Origin of the sequence: Proteiniphilum sp. (assembly GCF_034927365.1) — a bacterium.
Classification (GTDB): Bacteria; Bacteroidota; Bacteroidia; order Bacteroidales; family Dysgonomonadaceae; genus Proteiniphilum.
The window spans coordinates 19,607-44,766 of the sequence record NZ_JAYFQD010000001.1 but is presented as its reverse complement, the minus strand read 5'-3'; the positions used below and the strand labels follow the sequence as shown (position 1 = coordinate 44,766).

Below are 25,160 nucleotides of genomic sequence, written 5' to 3'. Positions count from 1 at the left end.
CTCTTACTCGCTTAGACATCAAATCTTTACCAAAGTTATTTTTCTCTTTACAGGTTGATTAATTTCATATATTTTCGAGATGAGCATATCCATTTCTGCCTGTTGGGTCTCCCGAAACGACTGATGCATCATCCGGGCATAGTTATCCCTGTGTATTCTTAACCACAAATTATTAGCTGTCTCCTTATCAACCGCCTCAAGCGATGCCCGGTTATTGGCAAAAAGTAATCCCCTCTCCTGGAAAAAGCCGAATTGTATCCAGGCATAATCCCTGAAATTACGTTCAATCTCCCAACGTATTTCATTCAGATGCATAATGGACAGAGCCTGCTGGTATTGCGGTGTTCTGGTTTCTGCTGCCAGATTCACGCCGTTGCTCAAAGCGTCAGACGACCATGTGCCGATTTCCTCACCATCGATAAACATCTTGTAGCCTCCCTTGGCTAAATCGGTGACTTTAATTTCCTCACGGTTCATCTCTTCCATGAACGGGATATATTCCATTGCGTCAGCCTGTGATTTCTTTACATTCCACCCGCGAGGAATAGTGTCTAACGGATAGGGTAACGAATAAGCGAGGTAATCAAAAGAGAGACTCTCTTTATTACCCCTTATATTCGATATCTCACAATTCTCGGAACGGACCACTGATCTTTTGGATGCATTCACTTCAAAGTCTGCCACTACATTGCCGGTCAATCCCTGTTCCTTGAGGAAAAGATACGCCATCACCATATGGCCATCATTTTCAGGATGAATGCGGTCAAGGCCACAGATAGTAAATCCTGGATCATTCTCCTGATACTTTCGGTTAATAGCTGTCATAGGCTCATTCAAATCCAGAAACTCCCAATTGTTCTCTTCGGCTGATTTCTTCTGAAATGCCACGATACGCTGCATCACCTCGTTTTTACCTTTCAATGCGGTATTGTCTTCGATCTCTGCCGATCCGTCATAAGGAGATCCTCCCATCATTACAATCTTTGTAGCGGAGAGTCCTTTTAGCCGCCCTTCCATCAGTTTGAAATTTTCATAGGTCTCCTGGTATTTTGCCTCTCCGAATTCGGCTCCATTATCTCCGTTATACTCAAAATATCCGGAGTCATTCATTCCAAATGTAACAACCAGTGTAGTGGGATTTTTACTGAAGACATCTCCATCCAGTCGCTTGTACATGTCAAGTACCGTATTGCCGCCAACTCCTGCATTCAGGACATGGATATTCCTGTCAGGGTATCTTGTCATATAATACAGCCAGATGAACGAATGATAATGACCTCCATCCGTGATGCTGTTTCCTAAAAATACAATCCTTTCCCCTTCATTGAATAGATGAAGATTCTGTGAAAAGGTGCTACTCACGATAAAAAACAAACAACAGTGTAGAACTACAAATTTCCTCATATGATTAAATCTCTATGATTGATTGAATAAATGAACTTCATTGAATTAATATGAAGCTGGCTTTAAAATTCAAATTGAACTTCATAGGTTCCTTCCTGTAGCGTTAGGAATTGCTTATCGGCGTCAACGCTCTTACCATCCACAATACACCGGAGGGTACCATTGGGCAAAGATACAGTTGCTTTTACTCCTATTGGGAGTATTATACGCATATTTTGTCGATTCTCCTTCAATTCCCAATTCACCACAATGGTTCCGTAAGGTGATTCCTTTGTAGTATGCGCCCAGGTGACTCCTTTTGGAATTTGAGGTTCAATGAAAGCGTGCTGATAACCGGGATGTTCTTCATCAACCCTGATACCTCCCACTGCCTGGTAGAACCAACTGCCGATGCCGTTATAGCAGTTATGTATGCGGCTACGTTCGCCCTTCCAGTACTCCCATGTGGTAGTCGCATTATTGTCGAGCATGTATAAATACCCGGGATAATCCTTTTTCTTTAACATCGAATACATGAAGTCCACTTCACGGTTTTGTATGGCCCAATCGGTGAGGATAGGCACACCGACCAGACCAACAGCCAGATGTCCATTATGATACTGGTTTGTGCGGGCTACCAATTCTTCTTTTACTTTATCATACAACTCTTCCGGAACAGCCCCTACCAACATAGGATAAGACATATCGAGCTGCGAACCTGTGGCATAGATATTCTTCCCGGGATCATAGAAGGTTTCGTGGATCAATCGATTCAATTGAGTCTTTCTTTGGGCAAACGCTTTCGCTTCCTCCTGCTTATCCAGCAAGGTGGCAATCTTCTGTAATGCACTTAAACACTCACTGATAAAGCAGTTGTTCACCAGGTCAATGGAAGATTGGTTGCCGGTATCCACTCCCTCCGGTGCAAGCCAGTCGCCCAGATACCAATCGCGGTATGGTGTGTCGGGCCAGCGTTTGAGAAGGCCATCTACCGTATATTTATCCACATAACCCATCCATTCTTTCATCGTACTGTAATAACGATCCAGTAAACGGGGATCACCATAATTCACATAAGTTCTCCAGGGAGCCAATACAATGAATCCACACCAGTAGGGACCACCGCCACCGGCACCGGGGTTAGGAGCTACATGCGGCAGGCTTCCCCCTTCACGCATGGCGTCTTTCCAGGCCAGTAACCAGTTCATGTAGGTAGGGGACACATCGTACATTGTTTGTAATGCCTGGGTGGAAGAATTGCCGTCTCCTCCGTATCCGGTGCGTTCTATATGGGGACAATCCACCATATAACCACTGAAAGTCAAGGTGCGCAAGGTATAGTTTACCATATCATGGATAGCGTTCAGCTCATTGTCGGAGCACCTGAAGGTAGCCGCCGGCTGATAATCGCCGTGGATCAGATAAGACTTTATCTGATTTTTCGTGGGTCTTATGGGCAGGTTGGTAATCTTCACATAACGAAAGGCATGATGGTTAAACTTGTTACAGAATAGATCATTGGGTTTACCGGAAGCGATATAGATATCACTCTCTCCTTGTTCCTCGATAGCCCCCTCTTTTGTCATGTAATCACTGTAGACGACCTTGATTTCATCTCCTTCCGGGAGTTGAGGGATCCTCAACTCAAACCATCCGGTCAGGGTTTTGCCCATATCAACCAGCCAGGAATTGTTACCCAATGGTTCTATGCTTTTGGGTATAATTACTTCCTGTATTTTATTGGGTTCACACATTTGAGGGGATACCTTATGATCTGGAACCCGGATGGTTTTCACCGGTACCCACTTTATGTTTTCCAACCCTTTTCCCGAAAGATTACCGGGCAGTAAACGACCGTCTATCCTTTCCCCTCCAAACTGGAGGGCTTGCCATGTGCCGGTATCGGAATAGCCGCTTTCACGCCCGACCCAGGTATCATCGGTAACAACAACCTGCTTCCACTTCCTATTTTGCAGTGTATTCATTTCCGCCTTGACGACCGGCCCATCATGGTCTGCACCAAAGGTGGTCTTTTTATACCATCCCTGCCCCAGCCATAGGATTAATTCATTCTCTCCCTGCCGCAGATAAGGAGTTACATCATACGTAACTACCAGTGAACGTTTGTTTAACTGGGAAACAGCGGGGGACAATACATCATCCCCTACCTTTTCCCCGTTGAGATAAATTTCATGATAGCCTAACGAATTTACATGAAGGAGGGTTATGCCCGATTTGTCCATCGCGAATGATTTTCTTAATATCGGCGACCTGGCATCTCCGGTAGTCAGTCCTATGTATTCCCCTTTAAGGGGATCATTCTCTGAAACGCCAATGCCAAATCGTTGAACCGGACTCCATGCGGAAATATTTCCTTTTTCATCCCACACCCGGACCCTCCAATAGCATAACATACGCGATTGCAAAGGTTTTCCTTTGTAGGGGACCATCACCGAAGCTGACGATCGAACCTTCGTGGAGTTCCATAAATCAGCCCTGTCATTAATGAGTAACAGACTATCGGAAGCCACTTGAATCTCATAATAGTGCTGTACCATTGGGGTATCGCTTTGGATCTTCCAACTAAAGTGTGGGGAGGAGTTATCAATTCCGTTGGGATTGACTAAATTCTCACATCTCAGATCGACCAGTACCGGTGAAGAAATACTTAAGAGATTGCCACACAAGATAATATTCAGGAGTATTGCCAATGCTGTTTTTCTCATCATGATAGTGTTGTTTTTATTGATTATTCATCTTGATAAACCGGTGTTTTTTTACTTTTCAGCTTTCGACAATGAAAACGGAGCAGCATCCTTGGATATACCTCTCTGCCTGTTGGGTTTATCTCCCATCTCAAAACGAAGTACTCCTCCATTGACTATATCATCGTACCTGATATAATTTTTATCCAGACTCTTTCCGTTCAGGCTTGCAGACTGGATGTACACATTTTCTTTGGAATTGTTGCCGGCTTCGATGACGAACCTCTTGCCATCTTCCATGGTAATGGTTACTTTAGGAAACAGGGGGCTTCCGATTACATACTCGTCAGTACCGGGGCAAACGCTGTAAAGGCCCAGGGCGTTCAGGATGTACCACGACGACATGCCTCCCTGATCCTCGTCCCCGGGATATCCTTTCTCTGTGGAGTTGTAGAGCCTGTCCATGATCTGACGTGCCCAATATTGGGTCTTCCAGGGTTGGCCTGCGTAGCTGTAGAGAAAGATCATATGCTGGATAGGCTGATTCCCATGCGCATACTGCCCCATATTGGCCAATTCCATCTCCCTCATCTCATGAATAATACTGCCATAGCTCCCGGGCACAATTTTATTGGATATCGTGAAGACAGAATCCATTTTAGTGGTTAATTTCCCATCACTACCGAACAGGTTGATCAATCCCTGTACGTCGTGGAAAACCGACCAGGTATAATGCCATGCATTGCCTTCACAGTAGGCGCCTCCCCATTCATACGGATCAAATGGTTCTATCCAGTTGCCATTCAGGTCACGCCCTCTCATGAAACCGGTAGAAGCATCGAACATATTCCTATAGTTGTACATCTGTTTGGCAAATACCTGCTCATAGAACTTATTTCCCGTCATCCTGGCAAGGTTATATCCACAGAAATCGTCATACGCATATTCCAATGTTTGCGACGTAGATCCCAACGATTCGGGATGAGTCACGAATCCCAGTTGCCAGTATTCTTTCCATCCTGCACGTCCGTTGGCTCCGCCCCAGGGTCCTTTGTTCATCGACTCTTTGGCATAGGCTTTCAAAGCTCTTTCGGGATCGAAGGTTCTGATACCTTTTACCCAAGCATCTGTCAACAGGGATATGGCATGATTGCCGATCATGCCACCGGTTTCCCCGGGGAACGACCATGATGGGAGCCAGCCACACTGTTCCTGCGCATCGAGAAGCGCATTCATATATCTCCCCTGCATCGTAGGATGCAAAATATTCGTCAATGGGAACTGGGACCTGAAGGTATCCCAGAAGCCGTTGTCGGTGTACATATATCCTTTATAAATATTCCCGTCATAAGGGCTATAATAATAAGGTTCGTTATTCTCATCCCTCTCGTAGAATTTCCTTGAAAAAAGGTTAGCCCTGTACAGGCAGGAGTAAAAAGTCCTTACCTGTTCTTCCGTACCGCCTTCTACCAGAACCCTGCCCAATAATTCATTCCAGGTTTGCGCCCCTCTCTTTTTCGTGGCTTCCAGGCTTTTATCATTCCCCAATTCACGCTCCAGTGTGAGCCGTGCCTGATCATAACTGATATAGGAAGAGGCAGCCTTAGCCTGCACTTTTGCTCCGGATTTGAACTTCACAAATGCTCCATACCCTTTCCCGCTGCCGGAGTCCCTACCCGGAAAAATGGAATCGGTCTGGTTTTCCCATACGCCATACGTTTCAAATGGCTTATCGAAACGGATCACGAAATAGTTGCGGAAGTTCTCGGAATGATTCACAAATCGCTGGTTGTTAACCCATCCTCTGATTTCATTTTTAGACGGATCTATATATATCTCGCTCCTGTCGGTATAACCGTCCAGCACTAGATAGGCGTCACCCTTATTTTTTGGCCAGCTGAACCGCAAATGAACACCCCGTGTGGTAGGTGCCATCTCCGTGACTATCCCGTTATCGAGTTGAACCGAATAATAGTGAGGTCTGGCCACTTCATTCTTGTGGCTGAATTTTGTGGCACGTTCATCCTGATTGACTATTAATTCTCCCATTATCGGCATCAGGGAGTAAACGGCATAATCCGAAACCCATGGACTGCACTGGTGAGCTTGCTGGAATCCCCTTATTTTGTCTACCGCATATTGATACTTCCATCCTTCTCCGTTCTTCCCGGTCTGTGCCGACCAGGTGTGCATGGCAAACGGCATGGCTGTTGTAGCATAGGTATTACCATAACTCAATCCGAAATGGGAATCTGTACCTTGCAGTGTATTCACATATTCAACCAGGTTCTTTTGGGTGATTAATCCCGACTGATAATAATTGTTGGTGAGTTCCATTGATCTGCCGGTTGCACGTAATCGCCCGTAGACGTTATTTCCTGTATTGTCGTCCGGCATTCTTTGTGCGAAGTAGGAGGAATAGACATGTGCTTTTCCTCCTCTGACATCTATACCGGGAGTGCCTGTGCGTTGGAAATTGGCCTGTTGGAAACGTATTGTACCGTTATTGATGATGGCGCCTACCGTCGGACTACCCCAGAAGGCGCTGTTGTATAGGATCAGCTGTGCCTCGGGGTGAACTTTTCCGGTGTTTATCCCGTCTCCCATCAGGAGGTATGACCTGACAGGCTGTGCCTCTATGTGTGTATTGACCAACTCGGAATTGATTGCCACGATTCGGGTCTCCTTGTCTGCATTTTCTATAAACAAGGCATAGGTACATCCGTCTGATCCATGACCGATGATTGTCATTTCTCCGGGATTATTCCCTGTGATTGCGTCTTTCAGAAAATGTATCCCATACACTGATCCGTAGACAAAATTATTGAAGATGGTCTGGTTTTTCACATCGGCAAATTTTAATCCGCTGCAATTTGCCTGTACGAAATGCATCATATTTACACCCGGGTATCCCTGTCCTTCACGCGGATGCCTCATTCCATAATGCGGATTGAGCTGTATATTCCTGATAAACCCGCCCTTGGCGCCTCCGCCTACCCAAATGCCGGCTCTCGCAAGTACTCCGGCAAAATAATCAACATAGTGTCCGTCCGTCTTATGGGATGCCAGGTCTATTCCTTTGTCACCGCCAGAAATCGTGATATTTATAATATGGATATCCTTTCCTTTTCCCTGGATCAGGAAGGGAGTTTTTCTCGGGTTGGAGTTGCTGAACTCATCGGTTGCAATGTTTTGCTGTACAATCTTGAATCCTCTGATACCCGCGTTGGCTTCGAGTTGGATGAGTGAAGGACCTTCTTCTCCTGCCGGACCACCTGCATAGTTTGTGAAAATAGCGGTACCGCCGCTTTGGGTATGATGCTGTACATCCCATGTACCCCTCAGTTCAACGCCTGAAGGAACGGTGACAGGATGGTCTACCAGATATCTCCCTCCGGGGAGGTAAACCGTACCGCCGCCGGCAGCTTTCATGGTGTTCAGCGCGGCTTGTAATTCGTTGGAAATATCTTTTGTAGGGCTGTTATTATTAAAGCCGGTGGCTACCGGTAAATCGATTCTCAGTACTTTCTTCGATGTTGGCCCCGGATGCACGGCAATATCTGTTTTTATGTTTTTCGGAATCGGCTCGAAGAGGTATTTATCATCTACGATTGTTTCAATCTGTGCATCCTTGCTATCGTCCGTAACTTTCAACAGCCGATTATAACCTGAATTCAACGATTTCAGTGCATTTACATTCGTGTTCAGGTGTACGTGGCGGTCCGGCTGTTTAAATTCACATTGTGTAAGCAACAGGTTGCCGCTGTTTATATTGAGGGCATATTTCTTGTGATGGTCGAATGTACAGTCCTCAAAAGAAATAACACCGCCACTCCCGTCGCTGACGATCGCTCCCTGGAAATCTACACCATTGAACTGCACGGATGAACTGAAATAGTCGTAGAAATAGGCGGCAAGTCCATTTCCTTCCGCATGGAAGGATGAATTTGAAAAGAGTAATCCGTATGGATTTACATCCTGGACGTACAGGCCTACCTCACAATTGTCGATATGGACTTCGTAAAACTGCGCATTGGGTGCATCGCTAAAGCCGGGTTCCCTGCCGATCCACATCCCCGTTTTATATCCGGAGATATGTAAGTAAGATACATACTCCCAGTCGGAACGATGCATCCTGAAACCGGTACCGTTGGCTTTGGTATAGGCGGAAACTTCCTCGAGTGAGGGAGATCCCGGGAGTCCTGAATTTGCCCAATACTTCGGGTTGACCTTTACATTCTCGATCCTGCCGATGTCGGTACACACATGCACTTCAACTCCCGTATTGAGGGCTGTGATATAATTGTGCAGGAGGTAATGCAATTCACTGGGAGCCGAATAAAAGCCATTGTAAGCATTTACAAGGGTTACGTTTTCTACCGTAGCGCTGTTTCCCGTAGTCTGGTACAGCGTCCAGGGATAGGGCTTTATATTTTTTATATCTTGTTGAGGATACCAGATCGAGAGATTGGTCACGCCCGTGCCTTCCCTCATGTCGATGAATCTGTCGGCAATACTGGTATAGGTGGTATGGAGCATATTATTGTTCTGTGGATCATTCCACCAACTTTTTACGGTTCCGTTATGGTTGGGTGAATCCCTGCCGGCATATACTTCGAGAATGGTCCCGAGTACTTTTCCGTCATACAATTCGGGATCTGCCCAGTCGCCACGCAGTTGTACGCTCTGGGGAAGTTGCAAGACATACTCGTAGTTGAAATTTTTATTCGTTTCTTGATCTCCCTCCCGTACCCTTACCTGTTGGGTACCTGTTTGGGTACTGTGAAATTCATAGTTTCCCGCGGGAATATACACTACACCGCCACCATTATTGTAAGCCGCATCAATAGCTGCCTGAAAAGCAGTCCTGTTATCAAAACCGGGCTCCGCCCTTGCTCCGAACCGGGGATCGGTAACGATGAAGTCCGATATTACCAGGTCTTTGGTAGGGTAGATAGTAGTGATGGCCTCTCTTATCTCTTCCTGTGCCTCTGCATGATGCACGAAAAAGAAAAGAAACAGAATGCCGGGTAAGTTGAGTTTGTTGTTCATTTTTGTCTGCTTTCTGCCGCCCACTTGATTCCTCGTTTCATAATTTCGAATGCTTCGGTAACTTCAAAATCCCTGGCCGCATGTCCTAATGAAGAGTAGAAGACCCGTCCTTCCCCATACTGTTTTTTCCATACTACTGGAATCACAGCCCCTCCGATCCAATCGTCGTGTTCACCGGAGAAGGTGGTGGTTGCCAATACTTTTACATCCGGATCGACATGCATGTAATATTGTTCCGATCTCATTTCAAAATCCTGTAATCCCCTGGTAATCCCATCTCCCTTGTCGGTTATATCTACCCTGTATGTGATGATATTTCCCGGATGTGCCACCCATTGCCCACCGACCATATATTGGAATTCAGTGTTATTCCTGAAAGAATCACCTATTCCTCCATGCCATCCGGCCAGACCGACTCCCCGTTTGACGGCATTACACAAGCCTCTCTCCTGCGATTCCGTGATGGTTCCCATGGTATAGTGTTGTATCACCAGATCAATACCTGCCATTAATTCAGCGTCCTCGTAACTGCTCAGTTGATCGGATACAATCACTTCCGCCCCCTCCGATTCCAGCCATGGAACAAACAGGTCACGGCACTCCTTGGGTTGATGCCCTTCCCATCCTCCGTAAACGTACAATACTTTCTTGCCCTGTAATGCCTGTGGGTTGATTTCCTCCATCTCAGTTGGAGTGGCAGCAAAGAACTGGCTTAGGTCATAACTTTTTCCGGTAACGGTGGGGAAGGAAATTGTCTTGCCGTCATATTTCACCACACAGTCGTTTCCGGAGCCGGAAGTAATCTTTATTGAGATAATCTTTCCATTGTTCCACTCGGCATCTATCTCGAAATTCCCGCGGGCTTTGATTCCCCTAAAACGTCCGTTCGACCAGGCTTCAGGAAGCGAGGGTAATATTTCAATGTAACCGCCGTGACTTTGTACGAGCATCTCGGTCATTCCCGAAGTGGAGCCGAAGTTCCCATCGATCTGGAAAGGCGGGTGGGTATCGAACAGGTTGGGCACTGTGGACTCTTTCAATATCTCCTGCACCATCTTATGGGCATGGTTGCCGTCATGTAATCGTGCCCAGAAATTGATTTTCCATGCCTTGCTCCATCCTGTGCCGCCATCACCCCGTGTATTCAACGTGGTTTGCATCGCCTTCGCGTACAGGTCATCTTCTGCACTTCTACCGGGGACAATCCTGGTTCCGGGGTGCAGCCAGTGGAGGTGGTTGACATGCCGATGCCCGTTGTCTCCCGTGATATCCATCAATAACTCATCTTTCCATTCCATAAATTGTCCGGCAAGGCCAATCTGCGGGCCTGCCAACTGTTGCTGTGCCTCTTTTATCTCTTCTATTTCCGGCGTGTCATATCCTAACTGTTCACTTGCCTTGATGACCATGTCGAAGAGTTCCCATATAATGGCCTGATCGGCTGCTGCACCGAGGGAGTAGGGGCCATGTTCGGGTGAATAGGAGGGGTTTGCCACCAGCGTCTCGTCGCGTGAATCGCGCCAGAGGTTATCTACCCAGAACAGGGCAGCACCTTCCATCATGCGGTAATAATCTTCCAGGAATTGTTTGTCCTGGTTGAACTGATAATGCTCCCAGATATCCTGACACATCCAGGCTGCGGCGGCAGGGAAGTAAAAGGCTGTATACCAGTCACCGGGAGCGGTATTGCCCCAGATATTATTTTCGTGGTGAATGACCCAACCTCTGACGGGATCTTTGTCTTGTTTGCAATAATAGTGTTGGGCGGTAACTCTTCCCCGTGGTACGAGGCTTCTGGTATATTCAATGACGGGCAAATGGCAATCGGACAGGTTGGTCTGTTCTGCCAGCCAATAGTTCATCTGCAGATTGATGTTGGTATGATAGTCGGCGTTCCACGGCGGTTTTATTCCTCCCGCCCATATTCCCTGGAGATTGGCCGGTAATGATCCTTTCCGGGATGAAGAGATCAACAGATAACGCCCGAACTGATAATATAACTGTTCGAGATAAAGATTTTCCGCGGATGTGTTGGTATTATTCTTATATCCTTTTAATAGTTCATCCGTAGTCTTGTTATTTATATTCGCAGCATCGTCGAGTGAAATAGCCATTCTGTTGTAGAGAGACTTATAGTCCCTTATATGTGAATCCCGCAATTGGGTATAACTCTTCCGTGCCGCTTTTTTTATTCCGCTTTCAACCTTCATAAGGGGAGTGACTTCGGAAAAATAGTTGAAATCGGTATCCATCGACTGTTGGTAATTGGTCGCAGCTGAGGAGATCAGCAGTATTTCATCGGCATTCTCCACCTTGATCCGTTTGCCGTCATTGCTCAGGGTTCCCCCTGTGGGGATAATTATCATTCGCTGTGCGAACTTCAAACCGTTATCGCCATGATCAGCCGGTTTTCCTTCCAGAGTAATCATGTTATTTTCCACGCTCACCCGGATGCTGTCCTGCGGTGAAGTAAAATAAAATTTGTGGGAGAGGGAAGCCCCTTTATCAGCCGTAAGGCGAACGACAATTACATTATCGGGATAGCTGATAAAATATTCACGGGTATAATTCACTCCATTCAGATGATAAGTCGTTTTGGCAACAGCATTGTCGATATCCAATTCACGCTCGTAGTGGGAATAGTGACTGGAAGTATCTAAATCGCAGTCGATATGTATATTGCTTAGCTGTTGGTAGGAGCCGAAATCTGTCCTGTCTCCGGTCAGGCTTTGAATATTGGTTTTCAGTTCTTCATCCTCGGGAGCATAATTATGAGCGACCACATTACCGTTTGCATCCATAGTGGCGGATTGCTTGTCGGTAAAATTTTCCATCTTCTTCTGCAACGTTTTCCTCACCCGATGCAGAGTCCGTTGGATCTCGGCAGGTTTTCCCTTGTGACCGCCATTGTAATCGGAGTTTTTACCCGGCCCGCCGGACCATAGTGTTTTTTCGTTCACAAGGATCATGTCGTTACCGACACCACCGAACACCATTCCGCCGATATACCCGTTACCAATGGGCAATGCATCCTTCTCCCAATTCGTTGCAGGAGATGTGTAACGTGTTTTTAAGGCAGGATTTTGCCCCCAGACCCATGTTGCACTGCCTGCCAGGAGGAGAATCGTAATCAGGTTTTTTAGTTTCATATTATTTTTTTTAGACTATTAGAGCCAAGACTGATAGACTGATAGAACCAAGACAATTAGAGCCAGGACTTATAGACTATTAGAACCAAGACTGATAGACTGATAGACTTATAGAGCCAAGACTGTTAGACTATTAGAGCCAAGACTTATAGACTTATAGAATCAAGACTGATAGAGCCAGGACAATTAGAGCCAGGACTTATAGAGCCAGTACATCATTCCATCGACTTTCCCACCTTCCCACCGTCCCACTTTCCCACCTATCCACTTTCCCCCTTTCCCACCTATCCGCTTTATCTCCCGATCAATATCGTGGTTGCCGGTTATTCAGCCGGAGTCCGAGGCCCAACATCAGATAGTTGGGTGTGTCGAAATTCTGCAGGTTGTAGCCGATATGGATGAACGAGTGGCGTGTGACTTTTATTTTCAGCGCCAGTATCTGGTACAATCCTTTCAGGTCACCACCGCGATGGAGTATATTGGCGCCGATACCGATTCCCACATCGAAATAGGGCATCACGTATTCGGCTCTCGCGGAGACTCCCAGAGCCAATTGTTTATCGATGGTGGGTTTATAAAATGTATGCTCGGGGGTATATGTTCCGGGAACATAGTCATAATTGTCGGTGTAAATATTGGCGCTGCTGTCGTACACACCGTCCAGCGATGCTCCCACCCGTAGTTTATATCCCAGATTGTACATTGGGTTGATATTGAATCCCAGTACTGTATAGTTATCGGGTGACGCCATAGGTTCTCCGTTGACGACGACCCCTTTGCGGCGCCAGGATCCGAAGAAAACCAGGTCGTAACTCACATGGCGTGGAAAATTACGAATCAGGGAGGAGTAACCGGGTAATCCTTGTGAAAGATAGTTCTGTTGCCGGTTGATGTTGTAGGTGATCCCCGCTTTTATCCCCGCCGCATTCAGTCCTGCATTGGGAAATTTGGTGTTTCCGTTGGAGAAATGGGTGAAAGTGACACCATAAATAAGGTCGATGTTACGGGAAAGGAGATACCTGAAATAGAAGTTCATATTCATATAGGCATTGACCTTCGATCCAACCATACCGTTGTAAGGGTTCTTTTCGTAATGGTATGGCTTCCATCCGGTTGATAAGCCGAAATTCCATTCATAATCAAAAGTGAGTTGGGGAGAGATTCCGGCAAGGGTGGCACCCTGGAACAGATAGAATGCTATCGGGTTTCCGATCTCTTCGGGGCTTGCGAAGTTATAACCGGCAAAGCCGATCCCTTGATAAGCGCCGCGGTAGATCTGTCCGGCATGGCTGTCCGGATGGAATTGAAAGGCGTATTTCAGGTGATAGGAAAGGGTTTGGTCGATAGGGCGTGATTGTGCATTCTTTCCTCTCAGAAATTTATTAGTAGGGATGATATAGCCAGGACGACCTTCTATCTCCAACCGGTGAATAAGAGTTTGCCGGCCGGAAGACACCGAATCGGAATGGATTTGTGACCATATACTACTCATCCTTCCAAAGTATAGAAGGAGAAAAACGAGCGTGCTTCTATAGATCATTGTTTTGTTCATGGAGCTACTAAATACGATAAATTCCAAATCCCACATCTAACATCCTACATCCTTTCAGGGACTTCTATACCGAACAGTTTCATCCCTTTCTTGATGGTCAGGGCGATATTTTTGGCCAGTAACAACCGGAAATCGCGTAATGCGCTGTTTTCTTCCCGGAGGATGGAGAAGTCGTGGTAGAATTGATTGAACTCTTTGGCCAGGTCATAGACATAATTGCCGATAAGGGAGACATTGTATTCGGTGCCTGCCTGTTTTACCACCTCTTCAAATTCGGCCAGCAGTTGTATCAGCCCTTCTTCTTTTTCCGAAAGAGGAAGGGTGTTATTTAACTTTTCAGGAAGGGTGATACCTTGATCGGCTGCCTTGCGCAATACCGACTGGATACGGGCATGGGTATACTGGATAAAAGGCCCTGTGTTCCCGTTGAAGTCGATTGACTCTTTCGGGTTGAAGGTCATGTTCTTTTTCGGGTCTACCTTCAGGATAAAGTATTTGAGGGCGCCCATACCAACCATCTCTGCGATCTCGTCGGCTTCTTCGGTGGAGATTCCGTCTAGTTTCCCCAACTCCCTGGATGTCTCACGGGCAGTTTCAACCATTTCGCTCATCAGATCGTCGGCATCTACCACGGTCCCTTCGCGCGATTTCATCTTTCCTTCAGGGAGTTCCACCATGCCGTAGGAGAAGTGCACCAATCCTTTTCCGAATTCAAAACCGAGCCTGTCGAGCAGGATGGAGAGCACCTGGAAGTGGTAGTTTTGTTCATTGCCCACCACGTAGATCATGGTGTCGATGGGATAATCGTCGAACCGTAGCTTGGCTGTTCCGATATCCTGGGTCATATAGACCGATGTACCGTCGGCACGGAGCAACAACTTGTGATCCAGTCCGTCAGGCGTGAGGTCGGCCCATACCGATCCGTCTTCTTTCCGGTAGAAAAGCCCTTCTTTAAGGCCCCGGAGTACCTCCTCTTTTCCGGCGAGGTAGGTTTCCGATTCGTAGTATATCTTGTCGAACGACACTCCCATCCGGCGGTAGGTCTCGTCGAATCCGGCATATACCCACTCGTTCATCCTTTTCCAGAGAGAGACTGTCTCCTGGTCGCCGGCTTCCCATTTACGTAGCATCTCGCGTGCTTCTGCCATCAATTGCGACTGTCCTTCGGCATCCTCTTTCGAAATCCCTTTGTCCTGTAAAGAAGCCAACTCTTCTTTGTATTTCTTGTCGAACAGCACATAGTAGTCGCCGATCAGGTGATCTCCTTTCTTACCGGATGATTCGGGTGTTTCGCCGTTACCCCACTTCTGCCATGCCAGCATCGACTTGCAGATATGGATCCCCCTGTCGTTCACGATATTGGTCTTTACCACCCGCTTGCCGTTGGCTGCCAGCACTTCGCACAGAGAGTGCCCTAACAGGTTGTTACGCACATGTCCCAGGTGGAGCGGCTTATTGGTGTTGGGAGAGGAGTACTCCACCATATAGAGCGGAGCATCGTCGGTGACAGGCGTGAAGCCGAATCCGGATTGGGTATCTATCTTTTCGAGCAACCGGAGCCATGCATCCGTGGCAATTTCGAGGTTCAGAAATCCTTTGATCACGTTGAATCCGGAGATGATAGCTGCATTTGCTGCCAGCCAGGAGCCGATCTCCTGTGCTGTCTCTTCCGGTTTTTTCCGGGAGATTTTCAGTAACGGGAAGGTGACGAGGGTATAGTGGCCCTTGAACTCTTTCTTCGTCTTCTGCAACGTGATTTGTGACGCATCCACATTTGCCTGGTACAATTCCTTTATGGCTCGGATAATGATTTCCTGAAGATTTTTCTCGATCTGCATATCTTGATTGCTGTTTTAGAGACACAAAAGTAGGAAAAATTTCGCAGATTGTAGAAGAATAGGGCGCAACAAAGGGGGAATGGCTACCAGGGATTTGTAATCTACATTTTAAACCTTTGATTATTCTGTTTTATCCCAATTGCTCCTTTGGATTATCATGATAATCCAAAGGAGTAGTTTGGAAAAGTAACAAATATTTTAGAGAAATCGTATGAATAGATTAAACTATTTTATCACACTGTTAATCATATGGCCTAGTTAAAATTAGCAGCCACTTGGATATATTTTCTTCCCTTAAATCAGTTTATTTCTTCCCTAATCCTTATCTATGCCAAACACAAGATACCTGAAAGGGTTATTGTGAATGCAGGTCGCGTTGGAAATAGCGGGAATTGTTTTTAGTTGGTATCCTTTAGATTGCTTCCTTAATAGGAATGCATCCCTCCCAGGAAATAATTGACACCGAAATAAGTCATCAGGACTGTCAGGAAATTCAGCAGGGAGACGATATGGAATGCCACCAGACCTTTGGGAGCGAAAGACTTGTGTAGCAACAGCCCATAGGCCAGGAAGGTAATCAGTGCCCAGGTCTCTTTCGGATCCCAACCCCAATACCTGCCCCACGAGACATTCGCCCAGACGGCCCCGATAAAGATACCTGTGCCGAGGAAAAACACGGCAGGGAAAAGGCAGAGCAGGTTTTGTCTCTTGGCGGTCTCTAAATACTCACCATCCTTTCTCTTTGCCAATACCAATGCCACCATGCTGTTCAACGAGGTGAATGCCAGTAATGTATAGGCTATCATGATACTCGAGACATGGAAACTTAGCAACGGTGACGACAGCACCGGCACAAGGGGTGTCATCCGCGGGTTCATCATCCCCAGATGGGCTACCAGCAAAGCAAAACCCGACACCAAAAAACCGAATGCTTGTATGGGAGAGAATCTCTTTGTCCTTATCCAGTAGACAATCGTTCCCAGCATTGCCCCCCACGCCATCAGCCACATGACCTCGAAACCGTTGGCAAAGAGGGGCAGGCGGCCACCGATATAGGTCCGCAGGGTAATGGAAAGGGTGTGTAACGTGAAACTCGCCAGCAAAATGACGAAAAAGGTGTTTACCAGCCATCTTTTCTTATAGAAAAAGAAAGAGAGCAATGCCAAGATACCGATGGTCAGATTAACCTTAAATAAAAGCGAGGTGATATCATATTTCAGATAGCACAATTCCGTCTTTTGTTTGGTCTCCGACGGTAAAATATCGGAGGCATTCCGGCGTTGGAAATCACGGATTTGTTGGACAATCGCCTCGCATTTCGTTTCATCCTTATCCTGCAACGCCTGGTAATAATCGGTCAGTATGGTGCGGATAAAATGGGCGTTTTCTTCACTTATCTCTTCGGGGAGTTGTTGCGTGGGGGTGAACCATTGTACCTGCCCCTCTATTGTCAGCGGAAACAGTTTCAGCAATTCACCGCTGTGCAGCATGTAGAGCAGTTGGTTCTTGTCGTTCCACTTCTGAATCCCTTTCTTTGTCTGATCGGGCGGGGCAATCTCCCATTTGTCGGGGAAGAAGAGGAAGCCCATCAACACTTGCTCGGCATTGTACTCCCCGACGGAGGTCTTGCCGTTCATTTTCAATGTGAAGTCATGTGCGAAGGTCGATACGGACGCAATCCTCCCATTATAGAGCATATTGAGCGTCCCGAAACCGGCCGCTTCCTTCTTCTCGACATTGGCAGACAGTAAAGTAGGAGAGAGCAGGAGTGCGATAACAAGCAACTGCTTGCGCCATAAGCTTATGCCCAGCCAAAGCATGGAGACCACAAACAGCGCGTAGCCCGTGTAGGTGATGGGAATGCCTGCCACATCACGGTTGACGCTCAGCACGCTCGTCGTCCCGTCCGTGCCAAAAGAGGATTGATAAAAGCGATATCCCTTGTGTGTGAGTATATTGTTCATCGAGATATCCGCTTTTCTTCCCTCCACAGTGACGCTGGAGATATAGTCGGAAGGCGCATCGGTGCCGGCGTAGTAGGCTATGCGGAAAGTATCCAGTTCGAGGGTAAAAGGCAATGTGATGTCCTGGGTGACATTCGGCTTCCCTTTTTCCAGTAAGACCTGTCCCTGTTCCCCCCAGAGCTTGGTACACAATGCGCCCGCCAAAATCACGATAAACGAGAGATGCAGTAAGAATAATGGTATATTGGTATGAATCTTACTTTTAATCATGCCGAAAATCGACCCTGCTACCAGCAACGCCCACAAAATCGTAAACCACCATGCGCCGTAAATATGGGCATAGGCAAATGATGTGCCGTGGTATTTCTCCACGAAAGTGGCGACAATCATGACTGCGATGAGTAACAGCAGCAGATATTTAGAATACTTCATAACTTGAATTTTCAACGGCCTTGATGGCGATACACTCCATCTCCACCAACCAGCCCGGACGGCAGACGGGTGCGCAGACAATCACCTTTGGCGTGTCGGGTAGCTGCTCCGCCAAGTAGGATGACACCACGTTATAATCGGCTGTGTCGCGCAGATAGACGATAAGCTGTGCGATATCGCTTATTTCCGCTCCCCCTTCGTGCAGGAGCACTTCAATATTCTCGAGGGTGCGCTCCACCTGCTTCCCGATATGGAGAGGATGGACGATTTCCCCTTTGTTGTCGATGCTTGCCGTACCACTGACGAAAATATGGCGGCGGTCGCCATAATCGACGGCGGTGGCACGTTCAAAAGTCACACCATACTCATGGGTGGGGTTGAGGTGGCTCGACCCTTTCAGGAAGGTGATTTGTCCGGGTGCGATTCCTGAAACCGCGTAACTGTCCATTAACACAAGTGTTTCAGGATAAATATATTTCGCTTCGATGCCTGTGCTGGCGATGTAGTGCGTCTGTTCCGTCAAACCCTGTTCGCAGAAATACAACTTGCGGGCCTCGACCATATCGGCATAGTGGGTGTCCACGCCCTGCACATAAATCCAGGTGCGGATGCAGTGATCTTTGAGCGTGAGATGGTGGCGGGTCAGTTCGGAGGTATATTTTTTAAAAATATCTTCCGTCTGTGTGAACTCGTTCTTGTGGCGGCTGTGTAACTGTGTATTGAAAAAGTGGCTGTAATGGGTACGTTCCGCGATAACGGCGTTTTCCCCGTTGTTTTTTATCGTGGTATCCTCCACAAAATATGCCCAAAGCGCCCCCTTTGTATTGTTCAGCGGCGGTTGTTGCACGATGGAAACGACGCTGTATTCCGCTTTCGGTAGCAGCGATGCCTGGTTGAACGCATCGCTCACGAAATAGCGTTTGAAAACGAGCGTGGCATTTTCCGGCAACTGGTTTTGTAGCGAAGCAAGGGCATTCCTGATGTTGGCGTATTGCGTTTCGGTGTCCAACATTGGATTTGTGCCCTCGATAATCGCATGATACTCCCCATTGAATGCCGATAATTTTATATTGATGTCGCTGGATTTTATTTCTTTATAGTTCATTTCAAGACTTCGTAATTTATTCTTCCGCTCCCCGTTCTACCCACGCTTTGAGTAGGTTCATATCATCCTGGCTATGCATGATGGTGTGGTGTGGGTGCTTCAATTGCAACGTGTCGGAAGTCAGCACCTCAAAGAGAAAGCTCTTTTCGATGCTAAACGGTTCCACACGCATTTTATCGCTGTTCTTGGAGGATTTATTGACCAGATACTGGTAACTCTTTCCCTCTCCGAGCAACAGTCCCGCTCCACCGGTCTCTGTGCCGTGGCAGGCGGTACAGTTGCGTACAAAAATATCTTGTACCTTCTCATATTTCAATTTCAGCGGAACTTCAGTAAGTGGAATTTCCATACTTTTATCGGTCTGTGAAATATCGTATGAAAAGAAATCGTAGATGGCACGCCGACCGATATTGAGGAGGCAAAGCCGGGTGCTGGTGGCGGTAGGTGGAATATTGTCGAGCGAAACACGCACCGTATCCTTGTCGCCGGATTTCAAGACTCGTGTCCAGACTACCGGTGCGTTGTTATCATCTTCAAACGCCCCGAAGTAGAGCTGGTAATTCTCCGAGTCGGCAGTTCCCGAAAGGACAAATTCTGCCGTGACGGAGATATTGTCGTTTCGCTCCTCTACATGTTCGGGATAAATATCGCCGCTGTCGCACGAGGCAAATAGCAAAGCCATCGCCACCACCCAACTTGTCCTGCCTACATACCGAGCCATTACCCGACGCACTCGTTTGTTGAAACTCATAGTGTATCTAAATTTTTTCCTTAGAATGAAAACTGCAACATCACCTGTGCCGCGTGCTGCGCCAATCCCAAATCGTCGTTATCCCGTGCGAGCTGGTTTTCGTGCCCCCACTTGCCGAGATACTGGTACATCGCCTGCAGCTTGAGGTTGTATCCCGCGATAAAATAATTGACACCGACAGAAGGCAGATTGATAAAGCCATCCTCATTCAACCCGTTGCGGTTCAGTAAATCATACCGGGAGGCCAACTGCATCTTCGGCGTGACGAAATAGCCTGCCTGCACATATCCGCCGATAAAATCATAGGGTTTGGCAATCGCCTGTTTTTTGGTGAATTTCATCTGCATATAATAGGCCTCTGCCGTGAAGTACCAGCGGTGGTAGAGGTATGCCAACTCCAATCCTGCCCGGAAATCGTTGCTCGCTTGCCAGTTGGCCTCCACATTGTAGGAGGTGGAGAAGGCGATCAGACTTTTGTGGTTCTCCAGGTCGAGGATGCTACCCTGGTGCGAGGGCATGGGTCCTTGGGGCATATAGGCGATGCGTCCGGCATAAAGTAGTGAAGGGATGCCCAAATCGTCGCTCAGCGTCTTTTTCGCACCGTTCACGCTGATACCCGTTCCGTTAAAAATACCCACCCGGTAATCCCATTTCTGGCGGAGAATCCCATGCACCTGCATCCCTAAATCGAAGCCGGTGGCAAAATTGGGATTGACGGAATTAAGCGAGTAGGGGATATTCATAGGTGCTGTAAGCGATACCGGCAGCGTAGGGAAGAGTGTTTCGCCGAGGGTCACCAGATAGGCCTGGTTGAACGGTGTCTTGAACTTCCCCACACGAAAACGGAGTTCATCTTTCAGATTGATGTCGAACCACGCTTGCTGCAACAGCGCATCGCCACTCTGGGCGGCGTTGAGCGTGAAGTTGAACGTCAATTTGCCGAATGCTTTTCCCGAAAAGCCAAGCAAAGCATTGCCGATTTCAAATCCGCTGTTGGCAATATTGTCCTGGTCGGCCAGTTCGAGCCCTTCATCGTCGTAATAATTCATCTTCGCCGATGTCTGCACCAACACGAAAGGTTTAAAGACAAAATCGCCTGCGGGGGATTCGAAGCTGAAACCCTTTTTGCCTGCGAGGGGAATCACATCACTCTCGATGTATTTATCGGCATCCTGCGCCATTGCGCCTACCGCGAAAACCAACCCGATAATCAATAATTTTAGTTTCATTTATTATTCTTATTTTACGCCACTTATGCGCTTAATTTAGCTCACGTCTTTTGTCCTATATCTAAAAATCTAATAGTCCAATAGTCTAAAAGTCCAATGGTCTAACAGTCTAATGGTCTGCCAGTCTGCCTATAAACTATTCAAAAAAGTAATCAAATCATCCCGTTCCTGTTTGCTCATCCGGCTGAAGATTTCACGGGACACCGCTCCTTCGCCATCATGCCACATAATCGCCTCGAGGAGGTTGCGTGCCCTGCCGTCGTGCAGGAAGCGGGTATGGCTGTTCACCGTCTGTTGCAATCCGATGCCCCATAACGGTGTGGTGCGCCACTCGTAGCTGTATGCCGACCCTACCCGTACGTGATTGTCGAGTCCCGGTCCCATGTCGTGTAGTAGAAAGTCGCTGTAGGGATGGATAGTCTGGTTGCTGAGCCAGGGCAGCCGTGTGCCGTTCAAAAGGGTAACGGCATCCTGCCGTGTATGCAGGGTGGGTGTGTGGCAAAGCTGGCATTTGGCACGGTAGAAATTTTCTTCGCCCCGTTTTACGGCGGGATCATTGACGTTACGCCGGGCGGGAACACCCAACGTGCTCAAATACAAATCCACATCTTCCATTTCACGGGTGCTGATTTGAATGCCGTAGTGGCTGTAACCGATATTCTGCGATTGGCCGTGGCTCACTTCGAGCGGATAGCGGTCGTTGGTCACGCCCAAATCGCTCGAGAAACCCAATTCGACCGTTAAGTCGGCGTGGTGTGCTTTGTTACCTCCCGTGCCGACGTACTGTTTATTCCGCTCGGTGATAATGCTCAACCTTCCTGAAATACCGTATTCGGGATAATTACTTTGGGCGGCGAGGCGGCGCAGTTCGTCGTGGTCAAGCGCCATAATCTGTCCCATGCCGACGTGCCGCAATGGGATGTGCACATCGATAATCAGGTCTTTCGGGTCGATTTCCTCGGCGTACCAGTCAGTGATTTTGTAGTGTGGCGTTTGCAGGCTGTATTTCTCGCCGTCGGGGAAAGAGAATGTTTTTTCTGTAAATGTTACCTGCAACTTACCTTCCGCCTTTTCCCCCTTGATAACCTGGTCGTGGAGCACACGGCCGTAGTTCCGGAAAAAGCTGCCGTTTTGTTTGGTGATATAGACAAGTTGCGAGGAGAAACCCATCGTCCCGCTTCCGCTATCCGGCCCATACATCGAAGGGAGCGTGCGTCCCGCGTTGCTGTGGCATGAACCACATGATGACCCCGCGTAAAGCGGCCCTTTTCCGCCTTCCGTCCCCCGGTTACTGTCGTAGAGGCGGTCACCCGCATAGAAACGACGCAGCAAGTCGCCCGTAACCCACGGTGCAGGCGTGTCGTAAGCAGAGACGCCGATATTGTAGACCGTGGCGGTGCCGGCGGATGGCAATGAGCCTTCGGTCACGGCATCGTCTTTTACCCATACTTCGTCCTTACTACAAGCGCAAAATGCCGTTGCACATAAAAGTGCAACGACACAATGCCGAGTAACTATATTGTATATACTCATAGAGAATTATTTAACTACACGGGGCTGTCCATTTTTGAACAGCAACAACTCTATAGTGTGGAATCCGCGTACTGATTCTTCCTGTATTTCTGAGCGGATATCATTCACCGATTGTTTACTTCCTTTCAGGATAGTATAAATGTCAGCCTGGTCAAGCGGCCACGAGTCTAATGAAGGGTCAAGTCCCAGCAAATCGGCAGGTCCATAGAGGAACGATTCGCTCTGTTCCCATGGAATACGGGCAGCACGCCATGCATCGGCCGCGGCAGTCAGGTTGTTTTGCGTCGGCGACTTCACGAATTTGTCCACCGCATCACGCATCGCTTTCGATTTATTTTCCAAGTCGGCGTAAGTCGGCAACACGATGTTATCCACATAATTTTCCAGGATGGCACGGTAGGCCGTTTCGTCGGCGTTCTGCTGTACAAAAGGTTTCAATTCACCTTCAAATATCTCTGCCAAGTCGGCACATGCGTCAATCGCCGCTTCTACTTTTGCTCCCGTGAGATTGTTGCGGAAAGGTTTGTCCATCACATCAATCTTGTTGAGCGCGTTCGCAATGGCGGCGGAAAGACGGGTGTCCAAATCGGCATTTTTGCTTTTCACGAAAGCCGAGAGGCTGTTCGTCTTTGCAGCAGTGGCGTTCATGCCGCCGAAATAGGAGTTACGGATACTGATGATATTGTTCCGGTAGTCCTCCAGCGAGTTGAAACTGTACCATGATTCCACTTCGAGTACTGCCTGTGCGGTCTTGCCTTCCTTGGCCAACGAATTCGGACCGCCGATTTTCTGTTCGCCTACTTCTCCGGCAATGTCGATAGAACCTTGTACGATTGTCTGCTCGACAGCAGCACTGAAACTTTTGTTGAACTCTCCTGTTGCACTCTTTACAACCGCTGCGTATTCGTCCGTCCACTCTGAGTGGAGCAGCGTGCAATCGTCGTAGAGTTCTTCGCTGGCAGCCAGCAGGTAGTTGTTCCATTTGGCTGTGAGCGCCAATTCTTCGATTTTCGCATCGAAATCATCCTGTTTTTTATTGTCATCGTCACCTTCTTTTTCACACGATGTCATAACCATTCCCGCTGAGACAATGGCGAGAAAAAACATTGAAAGTCTGTTTTTAGTCATTTCTATTTGTGTTTGAATTAATAACTTTTTATTTACTGAAAAACCATGTTGTATAAGCAACAGCAGCGCTGAAAGTGTGCTCGCTGTTATAATTTCCGTTGTCGATGCGGCGGATGGCGTAATCGGCTTTCATCACCAGATTGGGTAGCAGAAAGTAATTGAGCCCGAATGAAGTCATGTCCCTTTTAAACCGGGGAAATTCCTTTACGCCTTCCTCCACTTTCTGGGCCGTGTTGTAATATTCGTAGCGAATGAAAGGGTATAGCTTTGTCTTCAAATTGAAAAGTGAAGAGATGTCGTAGCCCACTTCCGCGGCATAGGTCATGGCATTCTTGGCTACCGGAGTGCCGCCAAAGGAAGAGCGGAACAGTCGGCGGTTCTCTTCCGAAATAGCCTTGGAGTCACTTAAATCGCCATAGATGAAGTTTGCCCGTGCCAAGAGATGCTTATTGCGGTACTGGGCATCGGCGGAAATGATGGAAACCGTGCCTTTTAAATTGGCATAAGCAGGCTTGGTGGTATTTTTGGTCGTGTTGCCGTAATATCCCGATGCACTCAGCCGCAGGCCTTTTATACCCGAGTATTCCACCCGGGTGGCCACGGCGGGATTGGTGGCGACCACATCTTCAAGCACTCCCTGCTTGCCGCTCCCCACCCAATTTTCGGTGGAAAACCCGTTAGGGCTTAACCCGCTCACCAGCATCACCTCGTATTTGAGAGAAGGGAGATAACCGAGAATGGATATACCCGTTTCGTGCCAGGTGGAGGGCAACAATGCCCGCTCTCCTTCGGGACGGCTCGTGCCGAAAAAGAAAATCGGTTCGTGATGGGCGTTGGTAAGTCCCACCGGCACGATAAAATGACCCACACGCACGTTCATCCAGTTCGTAAACCGTTTGGTGATATGGAACTGCTCGAGTACTACCTCACCCGCCTTTTCCACCTCAAAACCTTCATACTCACCCGCTTCGGTGTATTCGTATTCCATGGCCGCACCCGTACCGCCATGTTCAAATTCTATTTCGGTGGAGAGAATGATATCACCCCGGAATTTATAATCAGCGGCGAAAATCGTCCGTGGAATAGCGAGGTAAGCGCGGTTTTCCCGGGGCGCGCCATCGGTCGCCTTATAGCGGTTGGCGCCATAATTCATGTGCTGGTACAGTATTTCACCATAACTCCCGAATCGGTATTTCCGGTAACCATCCCATTCTGTGGCTATTTTAGTAGTGTCGTTTTGGGCATAACTTGCCACCGATAGCATAAGTGCAAAAAGCACGACAATCTTTCTCATTTTGCTTCATAGATTTTATCGATGCAAAATTAGTGTAATAAATAA

Annotated in this window: 13 protein-coding genes; all 13 read right to left on the bottom strand. The window is 47.7% G+C overall.

All coding sequences use genetic code 11. From position 1 onward, the window contains the following. Positions 1-18 precede the first annotated feature (18 nt). Positions 19-1,404, bottom strand: a complete 1,386-nt coding sequence (locus VB073_RS00175) for an SGNH/GDSL hydrolase family protein (RefSeq protein WP_323402111.1) — start codon at positions 1,402-1,404, stop codon at positions 19-21. Positions 1,405-1,466: 62 nt separating this feature from the next. After that, a complete protein-coding gene (locus VB073_RS00170) occupies positions 1,467-4,112 on the bottom strand; it encodes a family 78 glycoside hydrolase catalytic domain (RefSeq protein ID WP_416349485.1) in 2,646 nt (881 codons plus the stop codon). A 48-nt stretch (positions 4,113-4,160) separates the two neighbouring features. Further along, positions 4,161-9,140 (bottom strand): GH92 family glycosyl hydrolase, encoded by a 4,980-nt coding sequence (locus VB073_RS00165; protein WP_323402110.1) that lies wholly within the window; start codon positions 9,138-9,140, stop codon positions 4,161-4,163. Next, the gene (locus VB073_RS00160; RefSeq protein ID WP_323402109.1) at positions 9,137-12,289 is read right to left on the bottom strand and encodes a glycosyl hydrolase family 95 catalytic domain-containing protein; all 3,153 of its coding nucleotides are present in this window, start codon (positions 12,287-12,289) and stop codon (positions 9,137-9,139) included. Before VB073_RS00160 ends, VB073_RS00165 begins: the two co-directional genes overlap by 4 nt. Positions 12,290-12,593: 304 nt before the next feature. After that, complete coding sequence (locus VB073_RS00155) at positions 12,594-13,781, bottom strand: acyloxyacyl hydrolase (RefSeq protein WP_323402198.1); 1,188 nt, start codon at positions 13,779-13,781, stop codon at positions 12,594-12,596. A gap of 104 nt (positions 13,782-13,885) precedes the next feature. Beyond that, positions 13,886-15,679: an arginine--tRNA ligase gene (gene argS / locus VB073_RS00150; protein ID WP_323402108.1), complete on the bottom strand. Its 1,794-nt coding sequence runs from the start codon at positions 15,677-15,679 to the stop codon at positions 13,886-13,888. Between the two features lie 425 nt (positions 15,680-16,104). Beyond that, entirely contained in the window at positions 16,105-18,075 is a 1,971-nt protein-coding gene (gene ccsA / locus VB073_RS00145; RefSeq protein WP_323402107.1) for a cytochrome c biogenesis protein CcsA, read from the bottom strand. Continuing rightward, positions 18,062-19,180 (bottom strand): Rid family hydrolase, encoded by a 1,119-nt coding sequence (locus tag VB073_RS00140; protein WP_323402106.1) that lies wholly within the window; start codon positions 19,178-19,180, stop codon positions 18,062-18,064. Before VB073_RS00140 ends, ccsA begins: the two co-directional genes overlap by 14 nt. 16 nt (positions 19,181-19,196) lie before the next feature. Next, the gene (locus tag VB073_RS00135) at positions 19,197-19,901 is read right to left on the bottom strand and encodes a hypothetical protein (protein ID WP_323402105.1); all 705 of its coding nucleotides are present in this window, start codon (positions 19,899-19,901) and stop codon (positions 19,197-19,199) included. A gap of 50 nt (positions 19,902-19,951) precedes the next feature. Then, positions 19,952-21,160, bottom strand: coding sequence for a porin (locus tag VB073_RS00130; protein WP_323402104.1), 1,209 nt, complete (start codon positions 21,158-21,160; stop codon positions 19,952-19,954). A gap of 129 nt (positions 21,161-21,289) precedes the next feature. Beyond that, on the bottom strand, positions 21,290-22,693 hold the full coding sequence (locus VB073_RS00125) for a di-heme oxidoredictase family protein (RefSeq protein WP_416349484.1): 1,404 nt from the start codon (positions 22,691-22,693) through the stop codon (positions 21,290-21,292). A gap of 6 nt (positions 22,694-22,699) precedes the next feature. After that, positions 22,700-23,821 carry an imelysin family protein gene (locus VB073_RS00120; protein WP_323402102.1) on the bottom strand — a complete coding sequence of 374 codons (1,122 nt, stop codon included), beginning with the start codon at positions 23,819-23,821 and terminating at the stop codon, positions 22,700-22,702. Between the two features lie 28 nt (positions 23,822-23,849). Beyond that, positions 23,850-25,115, bottom strand: a complete 1,266-nt coding sequence (locus VB073_RS00115; RefSeq protein ID WP_323402101.1) for a hypothetical protein — start codon at positions 25,113-25,115, stop codon at positions 23,850-23,852. Positions 25,116-25,160: the final 45 nt, after the last annotated feature.